The organism is Acinetobacter lwoffii, assembly GCF_029024105.1.
GTDB lineage: Bacteria > Pseudomonadota > Gammaproteobacteria > Pseudomonadales > Moraxellaceae > Acinetobacter > Acinetobacter lwoffii.
In genome coordinates this window covers 678,675-703,041 of record NZ_CP118963.1, presented here as the reverse complement: position 1 = coordinate 703,041, position 24,367 = coordinate 678,675, and the positions used below count along the sequence as shown (strand labels likewise).

Here is a 24,367-nt window from a genome sequence, read left to right as displayed (position 1 = left end):
CAATTATCTTATTGGTGTTATGGAATACATCTTCATCCACTTGTAACCATTTAATACTTCAGCTTTACTAAATCGATTCTTTTCTTCCGACCAAGCATAAAAATCTTTCAAAAGCTGTTCTTCAGTAACAGATTGTTTTTTCTCTAACAAACGTAACCAACATGCAAAAAGTGTTGCAATAATTTCTATATGGTCAGATTTACTTGTTCTAAAAAGTCCTATTAAGTCATAAATCTCAGATACATCTTTAGCAAAATACTTATTAAATGCAGATCTATGATCATTACATCTACTGAGAGGTTTGTACTTTAAGTCTCGCTTAGGATCGTAACTAAACCACTCATGATCTTTAAACTCTTTATCTAAATAACGTGCCATAACTGGATCATATGGACCAGCGGCATGTTGTTTAAAGTCAGCCGCCAAATCCATATGTTTTAGTTGTTGGCATAAGTAGATCAACTTTTGCAGTTTTAAATGACCAAAAGTTGGCTCTGTATGCAACTGAAACGTGATTTCAGCAGCTAAAGATAAAAGCTTCAAATCATCATCAACGCTTTCATCTGTAAATAAATCAATTTGATCACTACTTTTTTGCTTCGACTGTTTAATAGTCTCAATTGGCTTTTCAAATTGGACAACATTATCAGTGACTTCAGACTCACTTTTATCATTTAAATCACTCAAGGCACTAGCAACCAAACTATCTGTTAAATGAATCTTAGTTTTTTGTAATTTACCTTGAAGCGTTTGCAACTTATCAATTATAGAAAAGAGTTGGTTTACTTTTTCAACAATTCTATTTTGTTCAGCTAATGGAGGTAGAGGCAACCAAATTTCACGAATTGTTGTCATTGAAATACTAGGTTGGGCTGTAGCTTTAAGCGATTTAAAAATTTCCTCTTTCCCATACATACTATTTAAAAAGATTAAAAGATAATTAATATTTGGGTCAGAAAATGGCTCAATTTTAGCTACATTCGGCGCTAGATGATATCTTTGTTCCTTATCGAATACACAGACGTCTCCAATTCCAGCTCCAATAAATGTCATCAATAAAGCTTTTCTATCTAATGCACACCTTTGTAATAATCGAGAGGTTTCCAAGTCAATATACTTTAGACTGTTTTCGTTTAGCTCAAACGGTTTTACATTCTGTGCTCTAATAACTGCAACCTCGCCTGAATCTACTAACTTCATATATTTAGTATATTCAAAACCAGCTAATTTAGTTACAAATGCAATATCATTTAGAAGTACTTTTTCCCAACTTTTGGGGATATCAAACTTTAATGACTGCTCAACAGTAATTGCTTTGGGTTTTTGTATTTCTTTATTCTTAACTCTCTCATTTTTATTTATTTCTACTCTTTTAAGTAAAAAATTAACTCCTTCATCATTAGGGTCTTGTTTCACTAACTTGCCCATTACAGCTAACTGCAAAATTGTTTGTTTTAACTTTTCAATACTGTATTCAGTGGTAAATAGCAGACTAAAGTTTTCTGAAATACATTGCCAATTCTGCTGGAACTCTTCAACGTCGGATGAGTTAATCAAAACATTCAAAAATGTATCAACTAATTGATCGTGCGCTTCCGAACTTAAATTTTGCTGATGTTCGAGTTGATCACATAATTCCATCAATTCATCGACTTTACTAACGATACGTTTTTGTTCTTCTAATGGTGGAATTGGTAATAACCCACTGAAGAATTGCTTATCATTAATGGCAGGATAAGCAATCCCTACTTGTTGCGACTCAACATATTTTATAAACAAAGGACTACGTAAGTAATAAAATAAATAATAAGAATCAATAATCTTATATGGATGGATTACAGCAAAAGCTGTACTTGCAATAGGTTCGTACTCAAAAACCTCATCAATGACGGCAATATTGTTGAGATAAGGTCTAACCGTAGAATATATAACCGTACCAATCCCCACTATCTTACGTGCTCGTGAAGGTGCATCCTCAGCATTTAAAATTGATTGATTTTCTACACGTCCATAAAGACTATTAATTGCAGACACATCAATATAAGAAAATTTGGAAGTAGGAATTTTTTGTCCTAAGTTATAACCTGAATCACCTAGTTTTAATAGAACCCATGTATTAGGCAAAGAATAGTCAAATTCACTATTTTCTAGAATATTTATATCTGTAGTCTTTTTTAAAATTTTATTTTTTACTAATTCATTTTGCTCACTCAAAATTTGTTCTAACAAATTAAAAGGTTTTTTTTCATTAGGTACTAATTTACCAAGGAAAGCCAATTCCAAAATTAATTCACGTAATTTCTGAATGCCATAAATCGTATCATTTGAACCTGAACTGCGCCCACGCCCCGACTTTTTCTCAGTTTCAGCTGTTAACCAAATATCTAAATGCTCAGTAATGAGTTCTTTAACATCTGTCATTTTACTCATCCTGAACTATTGACCTAAAGCTTCATCTAAAATTGCTTTTAATTGCTGACGAATTTTAGCAACCTCAGCCTCAAGGCTCTCATATTTAGCCAAAAGCTCTTTAGGGTCTTTTACATCTTCTTCAACTTGATGCGGATTTTTTATATCAAGGTTATAGCCACGACCAATAATATCTTGAAGTGATACTTTCCATGCTTGCTCATTTGCTACACGACTAGCAAAACCATCACTTTCTAAGCCCCACCATGCTTTTAAAGTATCGAACTCTTTAAGCTGAAGCGGTTTAGTTTTGTTATAGGCTTTTACACCTTGTGGTAATTGATGCTCATAGAACCATATATGTTCTGTTTTCTTCCCCTTGGTAAAGAACAAAATATTGGTACTAATAGGTGTATATGGTGCAAAAACAGACTTCGGCAAACGAACAATGGTATGTAGATTACAGTCTTCCATTAATTTTTCTTTAATGGCTGTTTTGATACCCTCACCAAACATAAAGCCATCTGGTAAAACCACGGCTGCACGACCATGCGCTTTTAAGAGTTGGATGATCAACACCATGAAAAGATCAGCTGTCTCACGGGTACGAAATTTCTCTGGAAAATTATTTTCTATTCCATCTTCTTCAATTCCACCAAATGGTGGATTAGTAAGTATGATATCAACACGTTTATCGAGTCCCCATGAAATTAAAGAATGAGATAGTGTATTGTCATGTTTAATCTGAGTTGGTACATCAATACCATGCAAAATCATATTTGTTGTACATAACAAATGAGGTAAAGGTTTTTTCTCAATACCAAAAATTGACTTATGTAGTATTTGTTCGTCAATAGGAGTCTTAACAAAATGTTTACGTTTAAATTCGATTGCTGATGTTAAAAAGCCTCCCGTACCACAAGCAGGATCAAGGATCGTTTCATCTAATTGAGGAGCAATAATATCTGTCATGAAAGAAACAACTGCTCGGGGTGTATAAAATTCACCGGCGTTACCCGCAGACTGAAGATCCCTCAAAAGTTGCTCGTAAATATCACCAAATGCATGTAGTTCTTTTGATTTAGTAAAATCTAAATCTGATTCAATTCTATTGACAACTTGACGAATCAGTGTGCCTGATTTCATATAGTTATTTGCTTCTTGGAAAACTGTAGAGATAAGAAAAGCTCGTTGATCATCCGTATTTTCTGATAATTTTTTTAATCTTTCAAATAATTGGTCATCAATAAATTTTTTTAATGCATCACCTGTAATTCCTTCAGAATCTGTTGCCCAATTTCTCCAACGCAGTTCTTCAGGAATTGGGGAATGAAAAATTTTCCCTTCTAAAAAGGCTAAAGCTTCTGCTTCTCGTTCTCTAGCATCGACAACCTTCAGGAATAACATCCATACTAACTGACCGAGGCGTTGTGCATCACCATCCACCCCAACGTCCTTACGCATGATTTTCTGAATGGCTTTTATTGTTCCTGAAATATTCATAGCTAGACTTCAAATCAACAGTATCAAATTTGTACGTGAGTTTATCAGACCAACTACTCAAGATACATTATCGTAAAGCTGATTACCCAATTCTTTTAGTGCTTTTGTATATTCTTCAGGCGATCCAAATGACTGAATAATTTCAATGATTGACCCCATTTGATTAAACGGAGGAATTTGTAAAATCTTTACATCTTCAATTGGCTCAATCCCCTGATCTGCGTATTTATCTAGTAATGCATCTAATACCTGACGAGCCTGATCATTATATTTGGTGAAATAGTTGCGTTTGCGCACATTGTTAGCACGTTCTTTTTTAGTTAAAGCTGGCTGATCAAAAGCAATATGGCAAATCATATCGAAAGGATCAAAATCTTTACCAACCTCATCCTCTAATGCTTCAAAAATTACACCCTGCTTTTTGAACTCATCAATTATGAGTGACTTCTTATCAGCACCTTTCCATTTTCTTAAAAATGCATCTAAAGATTCATAGTCTTTTAAAATATGCTGACGTGTATAATCTTTCAGAGATTCCGTAACCAATTTTCCATCGTTATCATAAAACTGAACCCGCTCTCCAATCACATTAACGGCAACATCATTTACATAGAATTTTCTCGGTGGTTCAGCATCACCTCCACCAGTATCTTCACCACCAGAAGTACCACCTATTGTTGAATCATCATTGGTATAATCTGAATCATCACCTTCATCTCCAATATCTGGCTCATCGGGTGGTACTACAGGTTCATCTGGTTTAGGTTCATAAATGACAACAGGATCACCATCAAAAGCAGGATCACTAAAAAGCTCAGTCGCCTTTTTAAAATCCATTATCGTAAACCAAGTTTTTCCAAACTCTTCATTGATACGTGTACCACGACCAATCATTTGTTTAAATTCAGTCATGGATTTAATATGCTGATCAAGTACAATCAATTTACACGTTTGTGAATCCACGCCTGTAGTCATCAGTTTAGACGTTGTTGCTATGACAGGATAACGTTCCTCAGGATTAATAAAGTTATCTAGTTCAGCCTTACCCTCTTTATCATCACCAGTAATACGCATGACAAATTTACGATTTTCTTTGATTCGTTCAAGGTTCAAATTAGCTAAAGCTTGTCGCATACGCTCTGCGTGATCAATATCATCACAGAACACAATTGTCTTGGCATAAGGGTCTGTATTCACCAAAAACTCTGTAATTTTTTGAGCAACAATTTCTGTACGACTCTTTAAAACAAGCCCTTTATCCATATCTTTAAGATTATAGATGCGATCAGTAATTTCATTACCATGTTGATCTTTCTTGCCTTTTTCTGGTCGCCATCCTTGTAGGTCTTTATCTATATCAATACGCACAACTTTATAAGGTGCCAGGAAACCATCTTGAATACCTTTTTTCAACGTATAGGTATAAACAGGATCACCAAAATAAGTAATGTTTGAAGTATCTTTGGTTTCTTTTGGAGTCGCTGTTAACCCCACATGAGTTGCTGAACTAAAATATTCTAAAATTTCACGCCATGATGAATCTTCTTTAGCACTTCCTCGATGACATTCATCAATCACAATTAAGTCAAAGAATTCAGGACTAAACTGCTTGTAGATGTTCTTTTCTTCTTCTGAACCAGTTACTGCTTGATAAAGAGAAAGATAAATCTCATAACTTTTATCAATCATACGATTTGATATTTTAGTCATTTGCTGCCCAAAGGGTTTAAAATCTTTATTTTTAGTTTGGTCGACTAAAATATTTCGGTCTGCCAAAAATAAAATCCGTTTCTTTGCACCTGATTTCCATAAACGCCATATGATTTGAAAAGCTGTATAAGTTTTCCCCGTACCTGTTGCCATAACAAGTAAAATACGATTTTGCCCCCGAGCAATCGCTTCTATCGTTTTATTGATTGCATTAACTTGGTAGTAACGAGGAATATTACCAGAACCATCATCATAGTAAGGATATTCAACGATTTTCTTAGATTCGGATGTGGTCAAACCCTTATATTGCTCATACAGTTTCCATAAATACTCAGGGGAAGGAAACTCATCCAATCCTAGCTCTTGCTCAACTTTTCCAAATAGACCCGTTTGGTCATGGAATAAAAAGCCATCGCCATTACTTGAAAAAACAAAAGGTACTTGTAAACAATCAGCATAGGCTAAAGCCTGCTGCATACCAGCTCCCAGACTATGATTATTATCTTTAGCCTCAATAATCGCTAAAGGAATATTTTTCTTATAGTAAAGAACATAATCGGCACGTTTTCGCTCACCACGAGTATGTAGCTTCCCACGTACCATGATTTGACCATTGGTAAAAGTTACTTCTTCACGAATTTGATGCGCAGTCCATCCAGCTTGTTCTAAGGCAGGATTGATAAATTTACTACATATATCTCGTTCAGATAGTTTCTTCTTATCCATTCTAAAACCATGTATTTGATTCTTATAATTAGAATAATGAATTTTGAAAACTATTGATAGTTAATCAATAGGTTAATAATTTCAGTATATGAAAATAATTTATCTTTAGAACAGCTATGTAAAGAAGTTTTGTGAGTAACAAAAATGAATTGAAACAATACACAATTAGATAGCCGACGGCCTAATAATACATTGGAATGTACACAAAAAATTGGAGATATTATTAAATACATTCTATCTCATGAAAGACCTCAAAGAAGTAATTCATTACAGTAAAAACATGTTGGATCTTTTTTTATTTTTCAATTTATTAGGAAATTTGAAAAAAATTTCATAAAAAACATGCCAATTTGCGCATCAACAGTAAGCTATTCATAGGCATGGCAGGTATGTTGTTGATATGATGACAGTCTAGGAATATTTATTTAATTATTTTTATAATTAAATGGGTGACGGTAACCCTCCCAAAGGATATGAATAACACTATTAACCCAATTTAATCCATTTAAGGTTTTAAATATGACAATTGAAAACCCAGAGAACGAACGTGAAATAGCTAAAGCTGCCGCTCTTGTACTTCAGAAACGCTTTATTGAAGTTGCACGTACTAGAACAGTACTCTATGTAAAGAATGATATCGTATGGAACAAAGCTCCCAATAGCGAACCTGTATCGGTCAAAAAGTTATCCGGACGCAATCCAGATCTTGCGAAAAGGTTTGCTAGCCGAGGGACTTACAAAATTAAAAAACGTGGTAATGATTTTATTACCTAATAGTAGTCTATCTTTGAACGCATACTATTCATCTTCAAGATAGATAATTATAAAAATAATAGTAAATCAAGAAATAGCTAGAAGCCTCATTAGTCTTTAGGCAGCAAATCATGTGGTGCAACTTTAAGTATTTGTGCAATCTCATAGAGCTTTAGTACCGTGATATTTACTTCTCCTCGCTCAATACGTCCCACATAACTACGATCGATATTGCAAAGTAATGCTAATTTTTCTTGAGTAATTTTCTGCTCAATTCGACAATTCCGAATAGCATGTCCAATTTTCTGTGCTAAATCGTTCATAAGTTCTATTCCTATAAAGAATAGAACTATTCATTTTTGAGGACTAAGTATCCACGGCTTATAATCCTCATAAGCGTTAGATTTTAAAATTTTATATTTAAAAATAAAACCTTAAATAAGACAGAAAAACGGATTATAATCCCCTTTATTTTTACGTATTACCTTTAAATGATTGAAATTAAGCACCCTCTAAAAGAGCAGTTTCTTGTAGTTATTGAGAATGGCATTCTCTTATTCTTGTTCAAACCTAAAGATCTTTGGATACGCTTTGAAGGTGCTCCTGATTCACTAAAATGGCAAACATATTCTTTAATTAAACAATTATTGAAATTTGGCTACTTAAGAAAAGAATATGACGATGAAGGAAATCAATTTTATTCAGAAACTGATAAATTAACTGATTTTAGAATTACTCACTGTAAAGAAAAAGCAGTGAAAGTATTAACTAAAAAATTAAGCTTACTTAAACAAGAGCAGCTAGAAAAAACCTTGGAAATTCAAGAAACTAATGAACTATCCAAACAATTACCAGAAATTAATTATTGCTTTAAAAATTATATAAGAGATAGAAGCAAAAAAATATCAAGATTAGAAAATCATAAAAATATTATTTCCAAAATCATTAATGATATCGATTCATTTATTTACTAAGTTAATATAATATTTAATTAATGTTTTATTAATTAATAATAAATAAATTAATCCATTATAATAAAACCTTGCAAAACTAGAAAAAACCTATATTTTTAGATTAAGTTCTAATTATTTTTACTACTATCATGAAAACAAATCAGCAAATCAAAGATGATTTTGAGCAAGCTGGAATCACAATTTCCGACTGGAGCTTAAAACATAATTTTTCAAGAGAGTTAGTTTATAGAATTCTCAATACAAATCGTTTGCCCAAACGTGGTGAAAGTAAACGAATTGCTATCGCACTTGGCTTAATTACAGAGGAGAAAGAAACATGACTTAAGAAAAAATAAAGCGGATTCATAGAATCCGCTCTACCCGTTTGCAATCAAGAGAAAGCTAACTAGTCGTGTTTTTAGTATCTCTTGATTGCAATGTTCCGTCAAGTCTTGGGCAATAAAATCAAAATTGCTCAAAGCTTTATCTCATCCTAAAAAATGTGAGAACTACTATGCAATCAAGTTATCTAGAGCAGAAAACTAATCAACTTAATCAAAATCTACTAATCAAATTTGAAGAAGCTTTTCAAAAACAGACTCATGTATCATCAAAATTCATTGGTGAACGTAGAGTAAAATCACGTATAGGTAGTCGTGTATCCCTCTTTCCAAGTGTTAAAAATCAGGGGTTAATATGCCTCGAAAGTAATTTAGAACTAGCCCATGCAATAGCTTTGGAGCGTAATGAAGATGTACTTCAATACAGAACACAAGCAGTTCAGATCTTTATCAATGATCGACATTTTATTATTCCCGACTTCATTATAAAAACACTGAATGGATATGAAGTTCATGAAATTAAACCTAATTTAAATACACTTTCAGAAAAAAACATTGCAAGATTTAATTTAGCAGAAAGTATTTTAAATAGTTACTCGATTAAATTTAGAACTTTTGATCGTACTAATCTTATTTCAAAACAAGACTGTCTTTTATTAAGTATCAGCTATCAAAGAGCAAATTATAAAAAAATAAATAAAATTGATTTAGAAAAAGCAGACACCCTCATTAGAAATAGAAACTTCAAAAATAAAATGGATTTATATAAATTACTGAATGCTAACAATTTAGATTTGATGATTGCTGATTATTTTATTTTTTATAAAAAAACTTTAGGAGTTTAATTATGAAAAATAATTTTCAATTAAAAATTGGTGATCGATTTAAATATCGTGATGAACTTTATGAAATATGCTATATAGAAAATGAAACTATCCGCTACTCTAACTCCATTAGTGGAAATATGTACTTTCTTACTGAATATGATTTAATTAATAAAATCTTAAATGGAGATATAAAGTTAACTAATTTAAGCATTCCACAATTTCACAAAAATAAAGCTCTGACAATTGAGGAAATTTTCAAGTATCTTAACTACGTTTTTTCAAACAAAATTCCATGTTCGATCAAGCATTTGAAAAATGCAATTATAAACATAACCAAAGAAAATCCTAATCTTAGAAAAATATCTGCAAGCACTTTGGCACGGTACATAAAGATATATCGAGATAACTCAGATTCATTTCATGGTTTTTATCAAGGAGCTGGTGGAAACAGAAGTTTAAGATTCCCGATTGAAATTGAGGAAATTATTAATGAAGTTATTTCTGATTTCATTAAAGAAAGAGAAAATTTTAGTCCAAGTGATGCTCATGTAATTATTAAAGATCGAATATTATCACTTAACCTAAATGCTACAATACCGTCTGAACGAACTGTAGCTCGGCGTTTTGAGAGACTTGATCCCTATATTGTATTTAAGAATAAAAATGGAGCAAAAGAAGCAAGTAAAAAATTTAAAGCATCAGGTCAGAGCTTAGTATCGCCTGGTTTACTCGCAATAGTTCAAATGGATACCCATGAGATTGATTGCATCATATTAGATAAAAATGGGAATGTACTTGGTAGACCAGAACTTTGCATTGCGATAGATATCTATACACGAGCTATAGTAGGTTGGCACTTATGTATGCTACCTCCCTCAGCAACAAAAACATTACTTACACTTAAAAATATGTTGATGAGACCTCATCTCGACAAAACAGGAGGACTTCCAACAGTAATAATCCCAGACAATGGTTGCGAGTTTAATAATAATGCTTTAGCTAATTTTTGTAATAATTTTAATATTACTAAGTCAGAATCACAGCCATACTCTCCCAATAATAAAGCTCATATTGAAAGTTTTTTTAGATCATTAAATATGAGCATTATTCATAAACTTAAGGGTACTACATACTCATCACCAGTCCATAGAGGAGATTATGATTCTGTAGGAAATGCCTGTTATACACTAGATATATTAAGAGATTTAGTGAATGAATGGATTGAGAACATATATCATAAGCGAGTTCATTCAGGGACAAATCAAAGACCAGAAAAAATGTGGCAAGAAGCGTCTAAAATATTTCCTGTTTTAACCATTCCTGAATTAGAAATTGAAAGAAAATGTCGGACAGTTTTTCGATATAGAATCAGCAAAGGGCAAATAAACTTAAAAGGTCTAAGATATAAATCCCAAGCCCTCGCCACATTAAATCATCGTTTCAAAGATAAAGTCACAATCTATGTAAATCAACTAGATTTAAACTCTATTTATATACAAGACCCATTTGATAAAAACAATCTGATTCAAGCTGACTCAATTTATCCAGAAGCGACTAAAGATTTGACTTTAGCTGAATGGTTAGAAGCAAAGGAAATATTGCGTGAAAAGTATAAATCTGATCCAAACGAAATCAAAAATGAAGAGCAGTTATATCTAGCACGCCTAAATTTTTTATTAAAAATCCAAACACTGAACAATCAAAAGACACGTTTTAGGCAAGTCAAAAATGACTTGCAAATGATGATTAAGCAGCAAGAAGATCGGTTAAATCTAGCAAATTCAAACAATGACGAGATTGATATCCTCTCACACACAAATCATATAGAAGAGATCCATCATCTTACATATGACAATTTACCCCCTGACTTAACCGATTTCTTCTACGAGGAGGTTAATTTCGATGAATAGTAATAAAAATATTGAAACTCTATCTAAATTACGGAATTTCATTTGTCATCATTCTGATTTCTCAAAAGCTTTAACAGCTATTGATGAATGTATGCAAATGAGTTACATGGATAATCGACCTATCGGCTCCTTGTTGCTCGGTGCAGGAGGTGTTGGTAAATCTACAATATGTAAGCTTATTAAAAGTAGGCATAAACCTTATAAATGTATTGAAGATAACTTTGAGAAGTTAATAGTACCTGCCTTTTACTTTCCTGTTCCTTCACCAATCACTATTAAAAGTTTAGCAATTCGAATGCTTGAAGAGCTGGGATGTACAGATCATAAAGGTACAAGTGAGCAATTAAACTATCGATTACGCATTCTCCTAAAAGAATGTAAGACACAACTTATCATGCTTGATGAGTTTCATCATATTTATAGCTCGAGTGCCCAGAAGAATAAATCATCTGAAAATGTCGCTAACTGGATTAAGACATTAGCTGATGAAACTAAAATATCTATATGTTTAGTAGGGTTACCTATCATTCAAGATAATCTTTTTATTGACAGTCAACTAGCACGTAGATTTTCTTGTGTTTTACAACTCAAGCCTTTGACTTTAAATCTAAAAGATCAATCTGGGACACTTAATCCTTTTTTGAAACAGACCTCTTCATATATTGCAAAGAACTTTAATCTTACATTTGATCCAGAAATTTACTCGAGAGATCTCTCTAAACGCATTTTTTTAGCCACTAGTGGCTATCAAGCTTATGTCATGCAACTTATATATCAAAGCTGCCTAAGTGCGATGAGCAACAACCGTGTAGTTGTTTCGATGGGCGACTTTCATACAGCTTATGCCTTAAAAAGTATCTTGTATAAGCCTCAGACCAAGAAAGACATTTTCCTGCTTAACTCTTCTCAAATTACTGAAATCCTAATTTAAAACCATGAAAAAATTATCTCTATCCCATACTCCAATTCCATTCCCTGATGAATTTTTAGCAAGCTTTCTCCTTAGAGCTTCATATATAAATGGATATGAATCTCCTGAGCAAATGCTAAACAGCGCAGGTATTCCCATATATAAAAAATCATATGATCCATTATTTACCAATGAAGATAAGTTTAAGCAAGTTATTGAACGGTTGGAACTTTCTGATGACTTACTAAATCTGGTAATAAAAAAGACTCCTCCAACATTTCAAAATTTCTTCTGGACGAAAACTCAAGTAATCCATCGTAAATTACTTGATATTGGCCTCAATAAATTTTGCTCATCCTGTTTAGAAGATAAGGGGTATTGGAAGAAAAATTGGTTATTAACCCCCTTAACAGTTTGTCTAGATCACCATATTGATTTGATAGAAAAATGTCCTGAATGCGACAATCCATTAGAAACTAGCCGAAAATCATTATTTGAATGTCCAACTTGTACTTTTGATTTACGTAAGAGCCAAAAGCAGCAATCTACATTAGAAGATATCCAGATTAATACATGGTTCTTAGATCGTTTCCCGGGGACTAATGAAACTTTTAATGAAATTTTTTTTGATATCTGGACAGCTTTATCTAAGTATTTTTCCAACTTAGAAATATTAAAAAGCCAATCTTATATTTTAAATTTATGTCATGAATATTTTCATAATGAAGATAAATTTATTTCTACTCTTATAAATATGATCAAAAATAACCTAAATTATGCTCATCCAAGAATTCAACTTCTTCCCTTTTTAGGAAATAAATCTAGATTTAAACCTATTCTCAATAAAATTCTAAGTTATTTTAGAGATTATAACTTTCCATCCTCAAAATGTATTAGACGGAAATTTAATAAGAAAGAAGCTACTCATATACTTGGGGTTAGTTTTGCAGCATTTCATAAAAGACTGAAGGCGGGAATTTTATATCACGATCAACTCAGTGTAAGTGATAGAACTAATTTTCCTGCTTCTATACTTGAGGAATGGCTAATTAATGAAAAGAAAAACATCAATGGCACATATACATATCATCGTCCACCCCCACAAAACGATGAATCTAATGATTATTTTACTATTCCGGAAATTATGGAAATACTAAATATCAATAATCGTAATGCACGTTTATTTCTTAAAATACCAGATATTCCAACGACTAAGAAATATCTAAATCATTATACTCAATATTGTCTTTCCAAAGAATTTGTTAATAGTTTTCATAAAAAATATATTTTTTTAAGTCCACTTGCTGAATACTTGGACGTTTCTCATCTCACACTAAGAGCCAAGCTTGCAAGTTTAAATATTGAACCAATATATATAAACAAACTTTATCCAGCCTATTATGCAAGAAAAGATATAAAGCATTTAGATAAGTCCATGATTGAAAATATAGTTACTTATAAAAATAATTCAGGGCGTAAAAAAGCTGGAATTGTAGATAAGAGGAAAAATGATGCTTATATAAGCCTTAGTGAAGCAGCTAAACTTCTAGGTATTTCCCCATCTCAAACAGCTCAACTTATTCAACATAAATGGCTTAACGTAGAAAATTTAGAGATACGTCCTTATCGTATTCCGAGAAGAAGTATCGACAATTTAATTCAACAAAAGAATGATCCTACGTATGTTGATATAGAGGTGGTACTCAATGCATTAGATTGCTCATATGACCAACTTGAAAAAAATTGGATTATGACAGGTCATTTAAAACTTCGACATATTGGATATTGGCGGTCCTTCTCCAAAACTGAGTTTGATAAAGCCATGAAGATTCACCAAGAGTATTTTACAGCTTCAGAGGCTAATGACTATTTAGGTATGCATCGCACGCATATGACTAATCTAGTAACTCAGGGATTAATTAAGCCTAAATTTCATGGCAATAAATTTTATTCGGTCCGACTATTCTTACGGGAGGACGTTGATAAATTACTCGAAGCCGGTTATGGCTATAAAAGTAATCAAAAAAAATCTTAACTTATGTGTCAGAGATTCTCAGAAAATCTTAACTTATGTGTCAAAACCTCGTTAAGATTGAATGTCAAAAAAACTAATAAATAATTGATTTATTTAATCAAATAAATCTCACATTATCTGTCATTTAACGTAAAATGACACGACATCTGTCATTTTAACTTTAAATAAAAAGCCACCCCTGCGGTGGCTTTTTTATGATCTGATTGATCTGCTTAAATTCTGAAATTTATTTCAACCGATTCCCTGCTTCATCAATAATCATTTCCTCATTTTCCATACTAAAAGCTGCGCGCTGCGGAGCAGAAAGAATATCTAAAACAACTTCTGATGGTCGACACAATCTCACACCAAGTTCAGTCTGCTGATCTCAACAATCGATATTCTGAACGGGTGGAAAGTGCCGAGGAATTATCGAAACGGGTGAATCAACAAAAGATCTAGTTTTATCTCAAATCATCTGATCAACTTTTCAAAACTTAAATATTAAAAAATCCCACTCAGGAAGCGGGATTTTGTTTTTTGAAAATTTAACAGCCCTAAATCATTTCAATTAAAATTCTTTTGTCACACTCAGACCAGCGCTCCAGTTCCGCCCTTCTGCCGGCTCATAATAACGTCCTTCTGGTCTACTACTTTCATTAACAATCACCGAACCAGAATAATCTTTATCAAACAGGTTATCGACACGCGCAAAAGTATTCACCGCCCAATCTTGCATTTTCCAGTGATAACCTACATTGGCACCAGCGACTGTGTAGCTTGGCGCATATTCAGTATTGGTATCATTGACATAAATACGATCTGAGTAACGCACGTCTAAACCCGCACTCAAACCATTTTCAGGTTTCCAGCCTAAACTTAAAAATGCCTGATTTTTGGCAATCCCCGGAATATAGTTTCCTGATTCAACTCTCGACACTGCAATACTGCCATTCTGATTTAAAATTTCAGGAATATCTGCATCAAAAGTTGCATCTATATAGCTATAGCTGGCTTGAGCAGTGAGATCACGCCAAAGGTTTTTGTTCCAGGAGAGTTCAACACCTTCTCTTAAAGTTTTATCGGCATTACGGAAAGTAGAGCGACCATTATCATTTTCTGCAGAGACAATATCATTCTCAGTTTGGGTTTGGAAAATAGCAACAGTAAAATCACCTAATGTACTTACAGACTTTAATCCCATCTCATAGGTTTCACTTTCTGCTGCTTTTAAACTGAAGCTACGGTTTTCTGCAGTATTTGCAGGATAAGACATTTCGGTAAAGGTCGGTGTTTCAAAGCCTTGTGCATAACTGGCATAAGTCATCAGCTCAGGTAAAATCTGCCAGCTTAAGGCCATGGATGGCAATAATTTCTGATAATCGGTTTTACCTGAATTATCGCCATTCGCAAGAAACTTGTCTTTAGATTTGAAATGTACATTGCTATAGCGCAGGCCGACATCCAATGTCCAATCGGGAGCAAAGTGATAAGAAGCTTGCAAATACGGATCTAAATTCCATAGGGTATTGTCTTCATCTCGACGCAGTTCACCTTTAACCCCCAAGCGATCACCTAAAAAATTTTGATAGCCTTTACGATCTTCAGACATGGCATCAATGGCGACACCAGCAATCAGTTTAGTATTGGGCAGAATATCCTTACCTGTCCAGCGTAAATCTGTCCCATAAAAATTACGGTTAAAGTCAATTACACCACCCGGGTGGTTTGCTGCCTGCTGAATAGTCCTAGGAATACAAATATTCGTATCTTTCACATATGCACACTTCGGAATAGACTGATATTGTGTAACTTCACGCTGTCCCCAATAGGCCATACCATACAGTTCATGCTGGTCATTGATCGGTTTATTCCAGGTTAGACCCGTTTGAACCTGTTCAATTTCTTTGCGCGCATTGAAATCTAATACATTTTTTACTACCTGTTTAGGATTGGCCTTCCTCTGCTCTCGGGTTAAACCGCCCGGATCATCCGCTGCAATTTTGACATAGTTATTCATCCAGTTGATTTTAGAGCCATCTTCCAGATCCCAGGTCAGCTTGGCATTGCTCAGCACTTTATGCGCGCCGCTATGCTCCCGAAAACCGTCAGTATCAAAATAAGAGGAGCTAATGATATAAGCTGGTTCATCGGCATTTTCTGCACCGCCTTGCAAAACCAGCTTGGTCTGCCCTTTGTTCTGGCTCCCTGCAGAATGCCCCAGTTCAATCGAGTCAGCACCTTGCCCCTCTCGCGTGGTGGTTAAAATCGTCCCACCGGAAGAGTTGCCATACAGTGATGAAAATGCACCACCCAATACTTCAATATGATCCAGACTATTCAAATCAATATTCGAGGTTTGCCCCTGCCCATCCGGCATTGTTGCAGGGATTCCATCTACATATAAACGCACACCACGCACACCAAAACTGGAGCGAGCGCCAAAGCCTCGCATCGAAATTTGTAGGTCCTGGGCATAGTTTTCACGGTTATTTAACTGTAATCCCGGAACGCCTTTTAATGTTTCTGAAAGGTTCACATTCATACTGTTATCTTGTTCTTGATTTAGATAATACACTGACGCCGGTGTGGTCAATCGCTCCCGATCGGTACGGGTCGCTTGAATGACAATCGTGTCTAACCTTTGGACTTCTTGTGTGTCATTTTCTGCATAAATATTCTGACCTACGCAAGCAATCAGGCAGGACAAGGTCGATCTCACAAATGGAAGTTTCGGGCTTTGATACATAAATGACAGGCCTTATTTGAAAGTGGTTTAATGCGGCAAATACCTTATCGAGATGGCGTACATCTCATGATTCAATTCATTTTGTTTTAAGCATCGATATCCAATAAATGCGTTGATTCGATGACATATAGTTCGCTCAATGGATAGAAAAACTTTGAGCTTAAAATTCTGTGTTCGGTAAATTCAGACTTGATTAGTCCTTTATCTGAATAGCACTGAAAATCAGCCATATACAAAGAATATTATTTTAATGTGATCTGAATAAAATTGAGCTTTCAGAAACAAATCAACATCATTTCTCTGTGTCCTTAAAACTCGATGTAGGCATTCAACAATAGCGTATAAAAAAGCCTGACGAATCAGGCTTCTTCATACTTAATTAAAGGTTCAACTATTTATTGTCTGGCAAGGCATAAGCCACCAGAGAGTCGCCCATTTTGGTGCCAAAGGAACCATGACCACCGGCCATAATGACCACATATTGCTTACCATTGGCTTCATAGGTCATTGGCGTAGCCTGACCACCTGCAGGTAGACGACCTTTCCATAGTTCATCACCGTTGTTCACGTTAATGGCACGGATGTAGTTATCTTGAGTTCCACCCACAAACATCACGTTGCCCGCAGTTGAAATAGGTCCACCCAGCATCGGCACACCCATTTTGAATGGCGGCAATGGAATGCCTGGCATACTGTCACGAATGGTACCGATACGGCGTTTCCAGGCCACTTCATGAGTATTTAAGTCCACACCTGCAACAAAGCCCCATGATGGCTGTTTACACGGCAGCCCAAACGGAGACAGGAACGCACTGATTTCAACGCCATAAGGCACGCCATACATCGGTTGAACGCCGGCTTCTGTGCCTGCACCTTTAGCCGTCTTAGGACGGTTCGGATCTTGAGGAATCAGTTTTGATACAAATGGCAGGCCAATCGGGTTGGTCAGTGCAATTTGACGGTCCGGATTCACCGACATACCACCCCATTCAAACACACCCAGGTTACCCGGGAAGACCAGCGTCCCATTTTCAGAAGGTGGGGTATAAATGCCATCGTAATTCAATTTGTGGAACGCAACACGGCAGACCAACTGGTCGAACATGGTCGCACCCCACATCTGTTTATCGGTCAGTTTATCTTGTGGCGCTAGGTTAAAATCAGAGAACGGTTGAGTCTTAGAATAGAACTCGCCTTTAGTTTGAGGACCGCGTTTCACAGATTGTGGTACCGGTTTCTCGGTAATCGGTACAATGGCTTTACCATTACGACGATCCAGCACAAAAGCATTCCCGGTTTTGGTCAAGACATAAATGGCTGGAACCATATTGCCGTTTTTGTCTTTAATCTCGGTCAATGTCGGCTGTGAAGGTACGTCCATATCCCACAAATCATGATGGGTAGTCTGGAAGTTCCATACCAGCTTACCGGTCGTCGCATTCAGGGCCAGCATCGAGTTGGCATAACGCTCGTCCAGTTCAGTCCGGTGACCACCGTAAATATCCGGTGTACCGACACCCGTTGGTACGTAGACGATATCCAGCTCTGCATCATAGGCCAAAGGTGCCCATGCATTAGGTGAATTATGTACAAATTTTTGACCCGGTGCAGGAATCAAATTCGGATCTTCAGCGCCTGTGTCAAATACCCAAAGCAGTTCACCGGTATTGACATCATAACCACGGATCACACCTGACGGCTCTTCAGTTGAATAGTTATCTGTAGTTGAACCCGCAATAATGATCGTAGTGCCGGTTACTACAGGCGGTGAGGTTGGAATATAACCGCCTGGATATGGGAATGGCATATCTTTTTGCAGATCGACTTCGCCATTTTTACCAAAATCAGAACAGACTTTACCGGTGGTCGCATTGACCGCCACTAAACGCCCATCATTGACCGGTAAAATGACTTTTTGTGGACATTCAGCAGAGCTGCTTTTTTTCGCAGCGAGACTGCTTTCAAAACCAGCCGTATTGTTGACATCATAATAAGACACGCCACGACAGGTTAAATGCTGATAGGTATGATCAGCTTTCAGCTTTGGATCATAGGTCCATTTCGCCTTACCTGTTGCCGGATCAAGCGCAGTCAATTTCTGGTGAGTGGTACAGATGTACATGTTGTCACCCACCTTGATTGGGGTAACCTGATTGGTGGTTTCACCCGAGTCATTTTCAGTCTTGAATTCGCCCGTGTGATATTCCCAAGCCACCTGCAAATCTTTGACATTTTCAGTATTAATCTGCTTTAACGGTGAATACCGTAAACCGGACTGGGTACGACCATAAGCAGGCCAGTCTTCATCTGCCACACCGGGAATTGGCTGGTGAGTTGCAGGCTGCTGGGATTTTAATTCACCGCGAATTTCTTGCGGGTCATTAAATACAGCATAAATCATGACGGCAATAGTAATGGCCAATGAAGCACCCAAGGCAATTTTCGCACCTTTGCTTTGATCAAAGCCACGTGTTACTGCCGGAATCAGCAGGGCCAGACCAAACAGCCCTAAAATATCTAAACGCGGCGCAAGTGCAAAGAAATCTGAACCGACTTCCCACAGCCCCCACACCACTGTCGCCAAAACGAATATGGCATAAACAAGGAGTGCAGCACTTTTTCGTTTATACAAGAGAACTGCGGTCGCAATAAAGAGAATACCTGCAATGATGTAGTACCAAGACCCACCCAGCACTGCAAGATAAATCCCTCCAATCAGCAGTCCTATACCGAAAACAGCGGCAATGACCGCTAAAATCGTTTTCAGTACTGAACCTGATGATGAAGTATTCATATTGAACACCTATAAAAGTTTTTTTGAAAGTCCATGCACATGACAGGCATGAGCACCCTTATTGTTAAATTCTGAGTTATAAATACATCAATGTCTTAAGCAAGCATTGCCCATTACTGCAACAAAGCACCTAGAGATTCAATAGTGTATTTGCAACTAAAAACTATATTTTAAAATGACGTATTAAACTTGATTCCGCCCACCCAGACATTTTCACCATCTTTATATGCACCGACGTGACGCACATATTGCACATTCGGGCGAATGGTGAGCCAGTTGGTGGCATGCAAGCCATAATAAATTTCTGCATCGATTTCTTGATGACGGTCAGCACTGACATCGTCATTCATGTTGATGCGTGCAATACCAAATGCGATTTCATCTTGAGGGCGTGAATCCATTGCACCCTTATAAACCAGCCCGATATTTTGCATATCACTGACATTATTGGTTTTGGAGTCATGCACTGTCGCATTCACAAAGCCGGTCAAACCACGCGAAGCATCTCCGTCATGTGCAGTTAATTGTTGCTTGGCAACAATCCAGCCCCCATGGTGATGATCGGTTTGATCTGGATTGGAAATGACTTCAGCTTCCGCCGTGCTGTAGTAATAACCGGCGCGGTATTCACCTGGCAATTTTTGTGTGCCCAGTTTAGGCGTCCAGACCACTTCTGCAGGAAGCATTGCCCCTTTGGAGCCGTCCGTACTCAGATTAAACCCTTTACCACGTTCCAGATTCTCAGGGTTGTATTCATAAACACCGACCTGGGCATAAAATTCAGGGTTAATGTTGTATTTGACTCGTGCAGCCCATTGGCTTACCGGCCAGTTGTACCACTGATCGCCAACCCAATTCCCGACTTGTGAACCGCATAGGGCCAGATTCTGGAAATCGCAGTCAAAACTGTTGAAGTCTTCGCCTTCACCAAAGCGTCCGACTTTCACATCCAGTTTTTGTTCCAGGAATTTTTTCTTGATCCATAAATCAGTCAGACGCCAGGTTTGACCACGGCCCCAGACCTCTTGCACTGAACTCAGATGGTCGTTTAAAGCAGCAGTGCTTTGAGACAGTGACTGACCATTACGCTGGGTGACAGTAATTTGCGCTTCGGTATCTTGCCAGCCTGCAATCTTTGCCAGATCCAGATGTGCCCCAAAAACAAACTGGTCCGCATATTCAGTTCTATGGTTTGAAGATCTTTGCGCATCAATCAAGCTTGCCATTTCACCCGTATAACCAAAACTGAAATCATAGCCCTGATTTTGGAGTGCTGTACGTTGCCCGTTCCAGTCACCGAGCATCCACGGGCTTTCCGAACTGAAAGCAGCTTCAGCATGCACAGTGGTCGTGGTTAAGATGAAAGAGGCACAGCAAAGGTAAACGGCCTTCGATAATGGGGAGAGATACATTGAATGTGATACCTTCATCACAATATGAAGCTTTTTATTATACGCCTGTTGATTTTAAAAAATCGTTACTAATAGATAAAAAGTATGAATAAAATGTTATATTTATTAGTATTATTATATGCTTTTTGTAAATTTAAAATTTATAAGTATCTGTTTATCATCATATTAAATTTAACAACATCAAACCATAGTTCCAAAGAAAAATTTGATATTCATCAGATAGATTTAGCTTTAATTTCTTATAAAAGATTCAGAGATAAATCAGCTCCATTACTATTTAATTTTCTTCATTTCAAATCATGCAACGCTACATTTTTTGTTGATTGAATACTGAATCACTATTGCGATAAGGCTTTTAAAAACATGAAAAAATTATTGTCATTTCACCATAAACTTTTAAAAATTAGATTATGCTAAAGTTATTCTGATAAGAAATTGCGTCGCTTTAAAACAATAATCTAGCTTAATAGACGAGAACAAGCATGAAAGGTTCAATCCTTGATTTTTCTATTCAACACAATACCGGTTTTATCTCGGGGGATGATAATCAGCGCTATAGCTTTAATGGCGCGGACTGGCGTAGTGAGCGTCCACCTTCACGCGGTGATCGGGTCGATTTTATCGTCAATACTACAGGTGAAGCCTCTGAGGTTTATTTAACCTCAGGCAGTTCTATTTATCTGGGAGAAAAAATTTCCAGTCAGCTTGGCAAATATTCAAATCTGGATCAAGCCGAGGAAAATTACAGCAGCATTGACTGGTTTGTAAAATGTCTGACCAACTATGCAAACTTTTCCGGCCGTGCACGCCGTAAAGAATTTTGGTTCTTTATGCTGTTTTGTGTAATTTTAGGCATTGTTGCTGAGGTAATTGATACAGTTTTAGGCACTAAACCGCTGGTGAATAGCCTGCTTAATCTGGCACTTCTAGTCCCAAGTCTGGCCGTTGGCGCGCGTCGGTTGCATGATGTAGGACGTTCTGGTTGGTGGCAATTACTGACGCTTACCGTGATTGGCATACTGGTACTGATCTGGTGGTGGGCAACTGAAACCAAGCAACAAAACAATGAGTATGGTGCTCCTGCCAAATAACCGAACCTTACAAATCCCGTCTTGATGCGGGATTTGTTTATCGATTATTTAATGACTAAATATCAGCAAAATCAGACTTTCTCCATGCTGCAAGATCAATTAGTGAAATTTCCAGATGCTGTATGGGTGCAAATCTATAAAGATAAAATGCAGCTGATGAATATAGATGGCACGATTACGCATACTCTGCTACCCGATGTGCCTTATGCCCATCCGCGGAGTATTATTGCCGACTTTGATGCAGCCGCGGTGACGCTGAAACGGCTGTTACCATCGTCAATGATGAAGAAACTATTTAGCTCTATAGCACTGCTGCAAATTATGGATCTGCCTGAAGACGGTTTAACCGAAGTTGAAAAGCGCGCGTTACTCGAACTCGGTTATGAAAGTAGCGTGCAAAATGTCATCCTGTTTGACCATGCAGGAAATGCACTGACCAAAGCCAGAGTTCCACCCCAACATCGAATGACGATCATCAATATTTTACTGGTGATTATCATTATGGTGGTGTTGGCATCGACCTGGTTTTTGACGCTTTAAATGTTCTTGTAAGAGCAAAAATCCCGCACGCTGCGGGATTTTTATTGAGATAACAATCTAATAAGAGAGTTAATCTGTATAGATGTAGCAGCTTATAGACAAAATATCTCTAAAAATCAGCTCAAATAAAATAAGCAAAAATTAGGGTTTATTTAAAATAATCTAGCAACTGATTAAAGCGGTCTATTTGATATTTAGGCTGTGCCAGTGCTAACTCTTCCTGACTACCATAACCATAATTTACCGCAATAGTATCAATACCATTTTGACGGGCACCAAAAATGTCATGCTCACGGTCACCCACCATCAGGCATTGATCGGCCTGTAATTTTTGCTGCTCTAAAATATACTGAATCAGCTCAGCTTTATTGGTTCGCTCGCCATTCAGCTCACTACCATAAATGTCGGTAAAATACTGGGCCAGATCAAAATGTTCCAGAATCTGTTTGGCATACACTGTCGGTTTTGCTGTAGCGACAAACAAGCGATAACCACGGCGTTTCAGTTCTGCCAGCGTTTCTGCTACACCCTCAAAAACATGATTTTCATAGAGACCCTTGACTGCAAAGCGCTCCCGATAACCCATCAAGGCCTGTTCAGCCAGAACATGATCGGCCTCAACATTTAAAATTTTGGCAAGCGAGGCTTTTAAGGGCGGACCAATAATCCAGTCGATATTGATCTCGTCACTAATCGGATGACCGATCTTTTCCAGACCATAGCGTGCAGACGTCGTAATCCCCACTTTCGGATCGGTTAATGTCCCATCCAGATCAATTAAAATATTCTTAATCACCGCCTATCCCCTCTCATCAGCACCGATATAAATTAATATCGAGAGTTCATTCAAATTTGCCTATACTAATGCAATTTTAGTGAATGAAGGACATCATTTTGCGCCCTACCGTACTTTGCTTTTCCGGTTTAGACCCTTCAGGTGGAGCCGGCCTTCAAGCAGATATTGAAGCTATTGGTCAAAGTGGTGCACATGCGGCAATTGCCTGCACAGCCCTCACTATTCAAAATTCACAGCAGGTTTTTGGTTTCGAAGCCACTTCCAGAGAATTGCTATTGGCACAGGCCAATGCGGTGGTCAATGACCTGCCCATTCGTTGCGTAAAATCTGGCATGTTAGGCACCACAGACAATATCGTGGCTCTGGCCGAGTTTCTGACTGTACATCCAGATTATCTGTATGTGCTGGATCCGGTTTTGGTCGCCAATAGTGGCGGCTCGCTGGGTAATCAGGAAACGCTGGTCAAAGCATTTACCCAGCTGATTCCATTAGCCACTATCTTAACGCCGAACACGGTTGAACTACGCGCCCTGACGGGTGAGCAAGACCTCAAACTGGCCACTCAAAAATTATTTGAAATGGGTGCACAGGCAGTTTTGGTCAAAGGTGGCCATGAAGATACGCCAGATTACATTCAGAACAGCCTATATATCGCAGGTGAGCTGGTCAACGAAACTCGCTGTCCACGTCTACCAGGTGAATATCATGGTTCAGGCTGTTCATTGGCCAGTTTCATAGCCGGACGTCTGGCCATGGGCGACCAGTTAAAAACTGCAGTACAGTATGCTGAAACCTGGCTATTTGGAGTATTAAAAAATGCTGAAATTCCTGTTCCAAATGGCCAGAGAATTCCAAAGCGTTTTTAAAATCACATGTTTTAAAATTAAAAAGCCTGAATGCGTCAGGCTTTTTTTATCGCTGCTATTTTA

Annotated in this window: 18 protein-coding genes and 2 pseudogenes; 11 read left to right on the top strand and 9 right to left on the bottom strand. The window is 36.8% G+C overall.

All coding sequences use genetic code 11. The features are described 5' to 3' along the window. Nucleotides 1–3 precede the first annotated feature (3 nt). From PYW33_RS03255 to hsdR, 3 genes are read right to left on the bottom strand one after another with little or no spacing between them, the layout of a single operon-like run. Nucleotides 4–2,421, bottom strand: coding sequence for a restriction endonuclease subunit S (locus PYW33_RS03255; protein ID WP_004645884.1), 2,418 nt, complete (start codon nucleotides 2,419–2,421; stop codon nucleotides 4–6). Between the two features lie 15 nt (nucleotides 2,422–2,436). Further along, nucleotides 2,437–3,912, bottom strand: coding sequence for a class I SAM-dependent DNA methyltransferase (locus tag PYW33_RS03250; protein WP_004645885.1), 1,476 nt, complete (start codon nucleotides 3,910–3,912; stop codon nucleotides 2,437–2,439). A gap of 57 nt (nucleotides 3,913–3,969) precedes the next feature. Next, nucleotides 3,970–6,348 carry an EcoAI/FtnUII family type I restriction enzme subunit R gene (gene hsdR / locus PYW33_RS03245; protein WP_004645886.1) on the bottom strand — a complete coding sequence of 793 codons (2,379 nt, stop codon included), beginning with the start codon at nucleotides 6,346–6,348 and terminating at the stop codon, nucleotides 3,970–3,972. Between the two features lie 519 nt (nucleotides 6,349–6,867). On the opposite strand from hsdR, the gene PYW33_RS03240 reads away from it, so the two are divergent. Continuing rightward, nucleotides 6,868–7,122 (top strand): hypothetical protein, encoded by a 255-nt coding sequence (locus PYW33_RS03240; RefSeq protein ID WP_004645889.1) that lies wholly within the window; start codon nucleotides 6,868–6,870, stop codon nucleotides 7,120–7,122. A gap of 89 nt (nucleotides 7,123–7,211) precedes the next feature. Here PYW33_RS03240 and PYW33_RS03235 read toward each other — a convergent pair whose 3' ends face one another. Continuing rightward, on the bottom strand, nucleotides 7,212–7,424 hold the full coding sequence (locus tag PYW33_RS03235; protein WP_004281769.1) for a helix-turn-helix domain-containing protein: 213 nt from the start codon (nucleotides 7,422–7,424) through the stop codon (nucleotides 7,212–7,214). A gap of 168 nt (nucleotides 7,425–7,592) precedes the next feature. Between PYW33_RS03235 and PYW33_RS03230 the strand changes: the two genes are divergently transcribed. The 6 genes from PYW33_RS03230 to PYW33_RS03205 all read left to right on the top strand — a co-directional run bounded on the left by PYW33_RS03230 (nucleotide 7,593) and on the right by PYW33_RS03205 (nucleotide 14,077). Further along, complete coding sequence (locus PYW33_RS03230; RefSeq protein ID WP_004645890.1) at nucleotides 7,593–8,075, top strand: hypothetical protein; 483 nt, start codon at nucleotides 7,593–7,595, stop codon at nucleotides 8,073–8,075. A gap of 128 nt (nucleotides 8,076–8,203) precedes the next feature. Continuing rightward, nucleotides 8,204–8,395, top strand: a complete 192-nt coding sequence (locus PYW33_RS03225) for a helix-turn-helix domain-containing protein (protein WP_004645891.1) — start codon at nucleotides 8,204–8,206, stop codon at nucleotides 8,393–8,395. Between the two features lie 173 nt (nucleotides 8,396–8,568). Then, nucleotides 8,569–9,240 (top strand): TnsA endonuclease N-terminal domain-containing protein, encoded by a 672-nt coding sequence (locus PYW33_RS03220; protein WP_004645892.1) that lies wholly within the window; start codon nucleotides 8,569–8,571, stop codon nucleotides 9,238–9,240. 2 nt (nucleotides 9,241–9,242) lie between these two features. Further along, nucleotides 9,243–11,132: a DDE-type integrase/transposase/recombinase gene (locus PYW33_RS03215; RefSeq protein WP_004645893.1), complete on the top strand. Its 1,890-nt coding sequence runs from the start codon at nucleotides 9,243–9,245 to the stop codon at nucleotides 11,130–11,132. After that, nucleotides 11,125–12,063, top strand: a complete 939-nt coding sequence (locus tag PYW33_RS03210; RefSeq protein ID WP_004645894.1) for a TniB family NTP-binding protein — start codon at nucleotides 11,125–11,127, stop codon at nucleotides 12,061–12,063. The genes PYW33_RS03215 and PYW33_RS03210 overlap by 8 nt, the downstream gene beginning before the upstream one ends. Nucleotides 12,064–12,067: 4 nt before the next feature. Beyond that, on the top strand, nucleotides 12,068–14,077 hold the full coding sequence (locus PYW33_RS03205; RefSeq protein WP_004645895.1) for a TniQ family protein: 2,010 nt from the start codon (nucleotides 12,068–12,070) through the stop codon (nucleotides 14,075–14,077). A gap of 226 nt (nucleotides 14,078–14,303) precedes the next feature. On the opposite strand, the pseudogene PYW33_RS03200 reads toward PYW33_RS03205, so the two are convergent. After that, nucleotides 14,304–14,435 (bottom strand): annotated as a pseudogene (locus PYW33_RS03200) (arsenate reductase (glutaredoxin)); the annotation flags it as partial. On the opposite strand from PYW33_RS03200, the pseudogene PYW33_RS03195 reads away from it, so the two are divergent. After that, a pseudogene (locus PYW33_RS03195) lies at nucleotides 14,432–14,518 on the top strand (arsenical resistance protein ArsH); the annotation flags it as partial. The pseudogenes PYW33_RS03200 and PYW33_RS03195 overlap by 4 nt on opposite strands. 109 nt (nucleotides 14,519–14,627) lie before the next feature. Here PYW33_RS03195 and PYW33_RS03190 read toward each other — a convergent pair. From PYW33_RS03190 to PYW33_RS03180, 3 genes are all read right to left on the bottom strand, one after another. Beyond that, nucleotides 14,628–16,805 (bottom strand): TonB-dependent receptor, encoded by a 2,178-nt coding sequence (locus PYW33_RS03190; protein WP_004645896.1) that lies wholly within the window; start codon nucleotides 16,803–16,805, stop codon nucleotides 14,628–14,630. A gap of 391 nt (nucleotides 16,806–17,196) precedes the next feature. Then, entirely contained in the window at nucleotides 17,197–19,599 is a 2,403-nt protein-coding gene (locus PYW33_RS03185; RefSeq protein ID WP_004645898.1) for a glucose/quinate/shikimate family membrane-bound PQQ-dependent dehydrogenase, read from the bottom strand. Between the two features lie 170 nt (nucleotides 19,600–19,769). After that, nucleotides 19,770–21,011: a carbohydrate porin gene (locus PYW33_RS03180; RefSeq protein WP_004645899.1), complete on the bottom strand. Its 1,242-nt coding sequence runs from the start codon at nucleotides 21,009–21,011 to the stop codon at nucleotides 19,770–19,772. Nucleotides 21,012–21,493: 482 nt separating this feature from the next. Between PYW33_RS03180 and PYW33_RS03175 the strand changes: the two genes are divergently transcribed. Beyond that, nucleotides 21,494–22,102 (top strand): DUF805 domain-containing protein, encoded by a 609-nt coding sequence (locus PYW33_RS03175; protein WP_004645900.1) that lies wholly within the window; start codon nucleotides 21,494–21,496, stop codon nucleotides 22,100–22,102. Nucleotides 22,103–22,126: 24 nt separating this feature from the next. Further along, nucleotides 22,127–22,642, top strand: coding sequence for a hypothetical protein (locus PYW33_RS03170; protein WP_004645901.1), 516 nt, complete (start codon nucleotides 22,127–22,129; stop codon nucleotides 22,640–22,642). A 148-nt stretch (nucleotides 22,643–22,790) separates the two neighbouring features. Here the strand turns inward: PYW33_RS03170 and PYW33_RS03165 are convergent, their stop codons facing one another. Then, nucleotides 22,791–23,438, bottom strand: a complete 648-nt coding sequence (locus PYW33_RS03165; RefSeq protein ID WP_004645903.1) for an HAD family hydrolase — start codon at nucleotides 23,436–23,438, stop codon at nucleotides 22,791–22,793. A gap of 98 nt (nucleotides 23,439–23,536) precedes the next feature. Here PYW33_RS03165 and PYW33_RS03160 point away from each other — a divergent pair, with 98 nt between their 5' ends. Beyond that, nucleotides 23,537–24,304 (top strand): hydroxymethylpyrimidine/phosphomethylpyrimidine kinase, encoded by a 768-nt coding sequence (locus tag PYW33_RS03160; RefSeq protein WP_004645904.1) that lies wholly within the window; start codon nucleotides 23,537–23,539, stop codon nucleotides 24,302–24,304. The last annotated feature ends 63 nt before the right edge of the window (nucleotides 24,305–24,367 follow it).

Bases quoted from the DNA above. Each gene is read 5' to 3' on its own strand.
- PYW33_RS03255 (WP_004645884.1), bottom strand. From the start codon at position 2,421: ATGACAGATGTTAAAGAACTCATTACTGAGCATTTAGATATTTGGTTA.
- PYW33_RS03250 (WP_004645885.1), bottom strand. From the start codon at position 3,912: ATGAATATTTCAGGAACAATAAAAGCCATTCAGAAAATCATGCGTAAG.
- hsdR (WP_004645886.1), bottom strand. From the start codon at position 6,348: ATGGATAAGAAGAAACTATCTGAACGAGATATATGTAGTAAATTTATC.
- PYW33_RS03240 (WP_004645889.1), top strand. From the start codon at position 6,868: ATGACAATTGAAAACCCAGAGAACGAACGTGAAATAGCTAAAGCTGCC.
- PYW33_RS03235 (WP_004281769.1), bottom strand. From the start codon at position 7,424: ATGAACGATTTAGCACAGAAAATTGGACATGCTATTCGGAATTGTCGA.
- PYW33_RS03230 (WP_004645890.1), top strand. From the start codon at position 7,593: ATGATTGAAATTAAGCACCCTCTAAAAGAGCAGTTTCTTGTAGTTATT.
- PYW33_RS03225 (WP_004645891.1), top strand. From the start codon at position 8,204: ATGAAAACAAATCAGCAAATCAAAGATGATTTTGAGCAAGCTGGAATC.
- PYW33_RS03220 (WP_004645892.1), top strand. From the start codon at position 8,569: ATGCAATCAAGTTATCTAGAGCAGAAAACTAATCAACTTAATCAAAAT.
- PYW33_RS03215 (WP_004645893.1), top strand. From the start codon at position 9,243: ATGAAAAATAATTTTCAATTAAAAATTGGTGATCGATTTAAATATCGT.
- PYW33_RS03210 (WP_004645894.1), top strand. From the start codon at position 11,125: ATGAATAGTAATAAAAATATTGAAACTCTATCTAAATTACGGAATTTC.
- PYW33_RS03205 (WP_004645895.1), top strand. From the start codon at position 12,068: ATGAAAAAATTATCTCTATCCCATACTCCAATTCCATTCCCTGATGAA.
- PYW33_RS03190 (WP_004645896.1), bottom strand. From the start codon at position 16,805: ATGTATCAAAGCCCGAAACTTCCATTTGTGAGATCGACCTTGTCCTGC.
- PYW33_RS03185 (WP_004645898.1), bottom strand. From the start codon at position 19,599: ATGAATACTTCATCATCAGGTTCAGTACTGAAAACGATTTTAGCGGTC.
- PYW33_RS03180 (WP_004645899.1), bottom strand. From the start codon at position 21,011: ATGTATCTCTCCCCATTATCGAAGGCCGTTTACCTTTGCTGTGCCTCT.
- PYW33_RS03175 (WP_004645900.1), top strand. From the start codon at position 21,494: ATGAAAGGTTCAATCCTTGATTTTTCTATTCAACACAATACCGGTTTT.
- PYW33_RS03170 (WP_004645901.1), top strand. From the start codon at position 22,127: ATGCGGGATTTGTTTATCGATTATTTAATGACTAAATATCAGCAAAAT.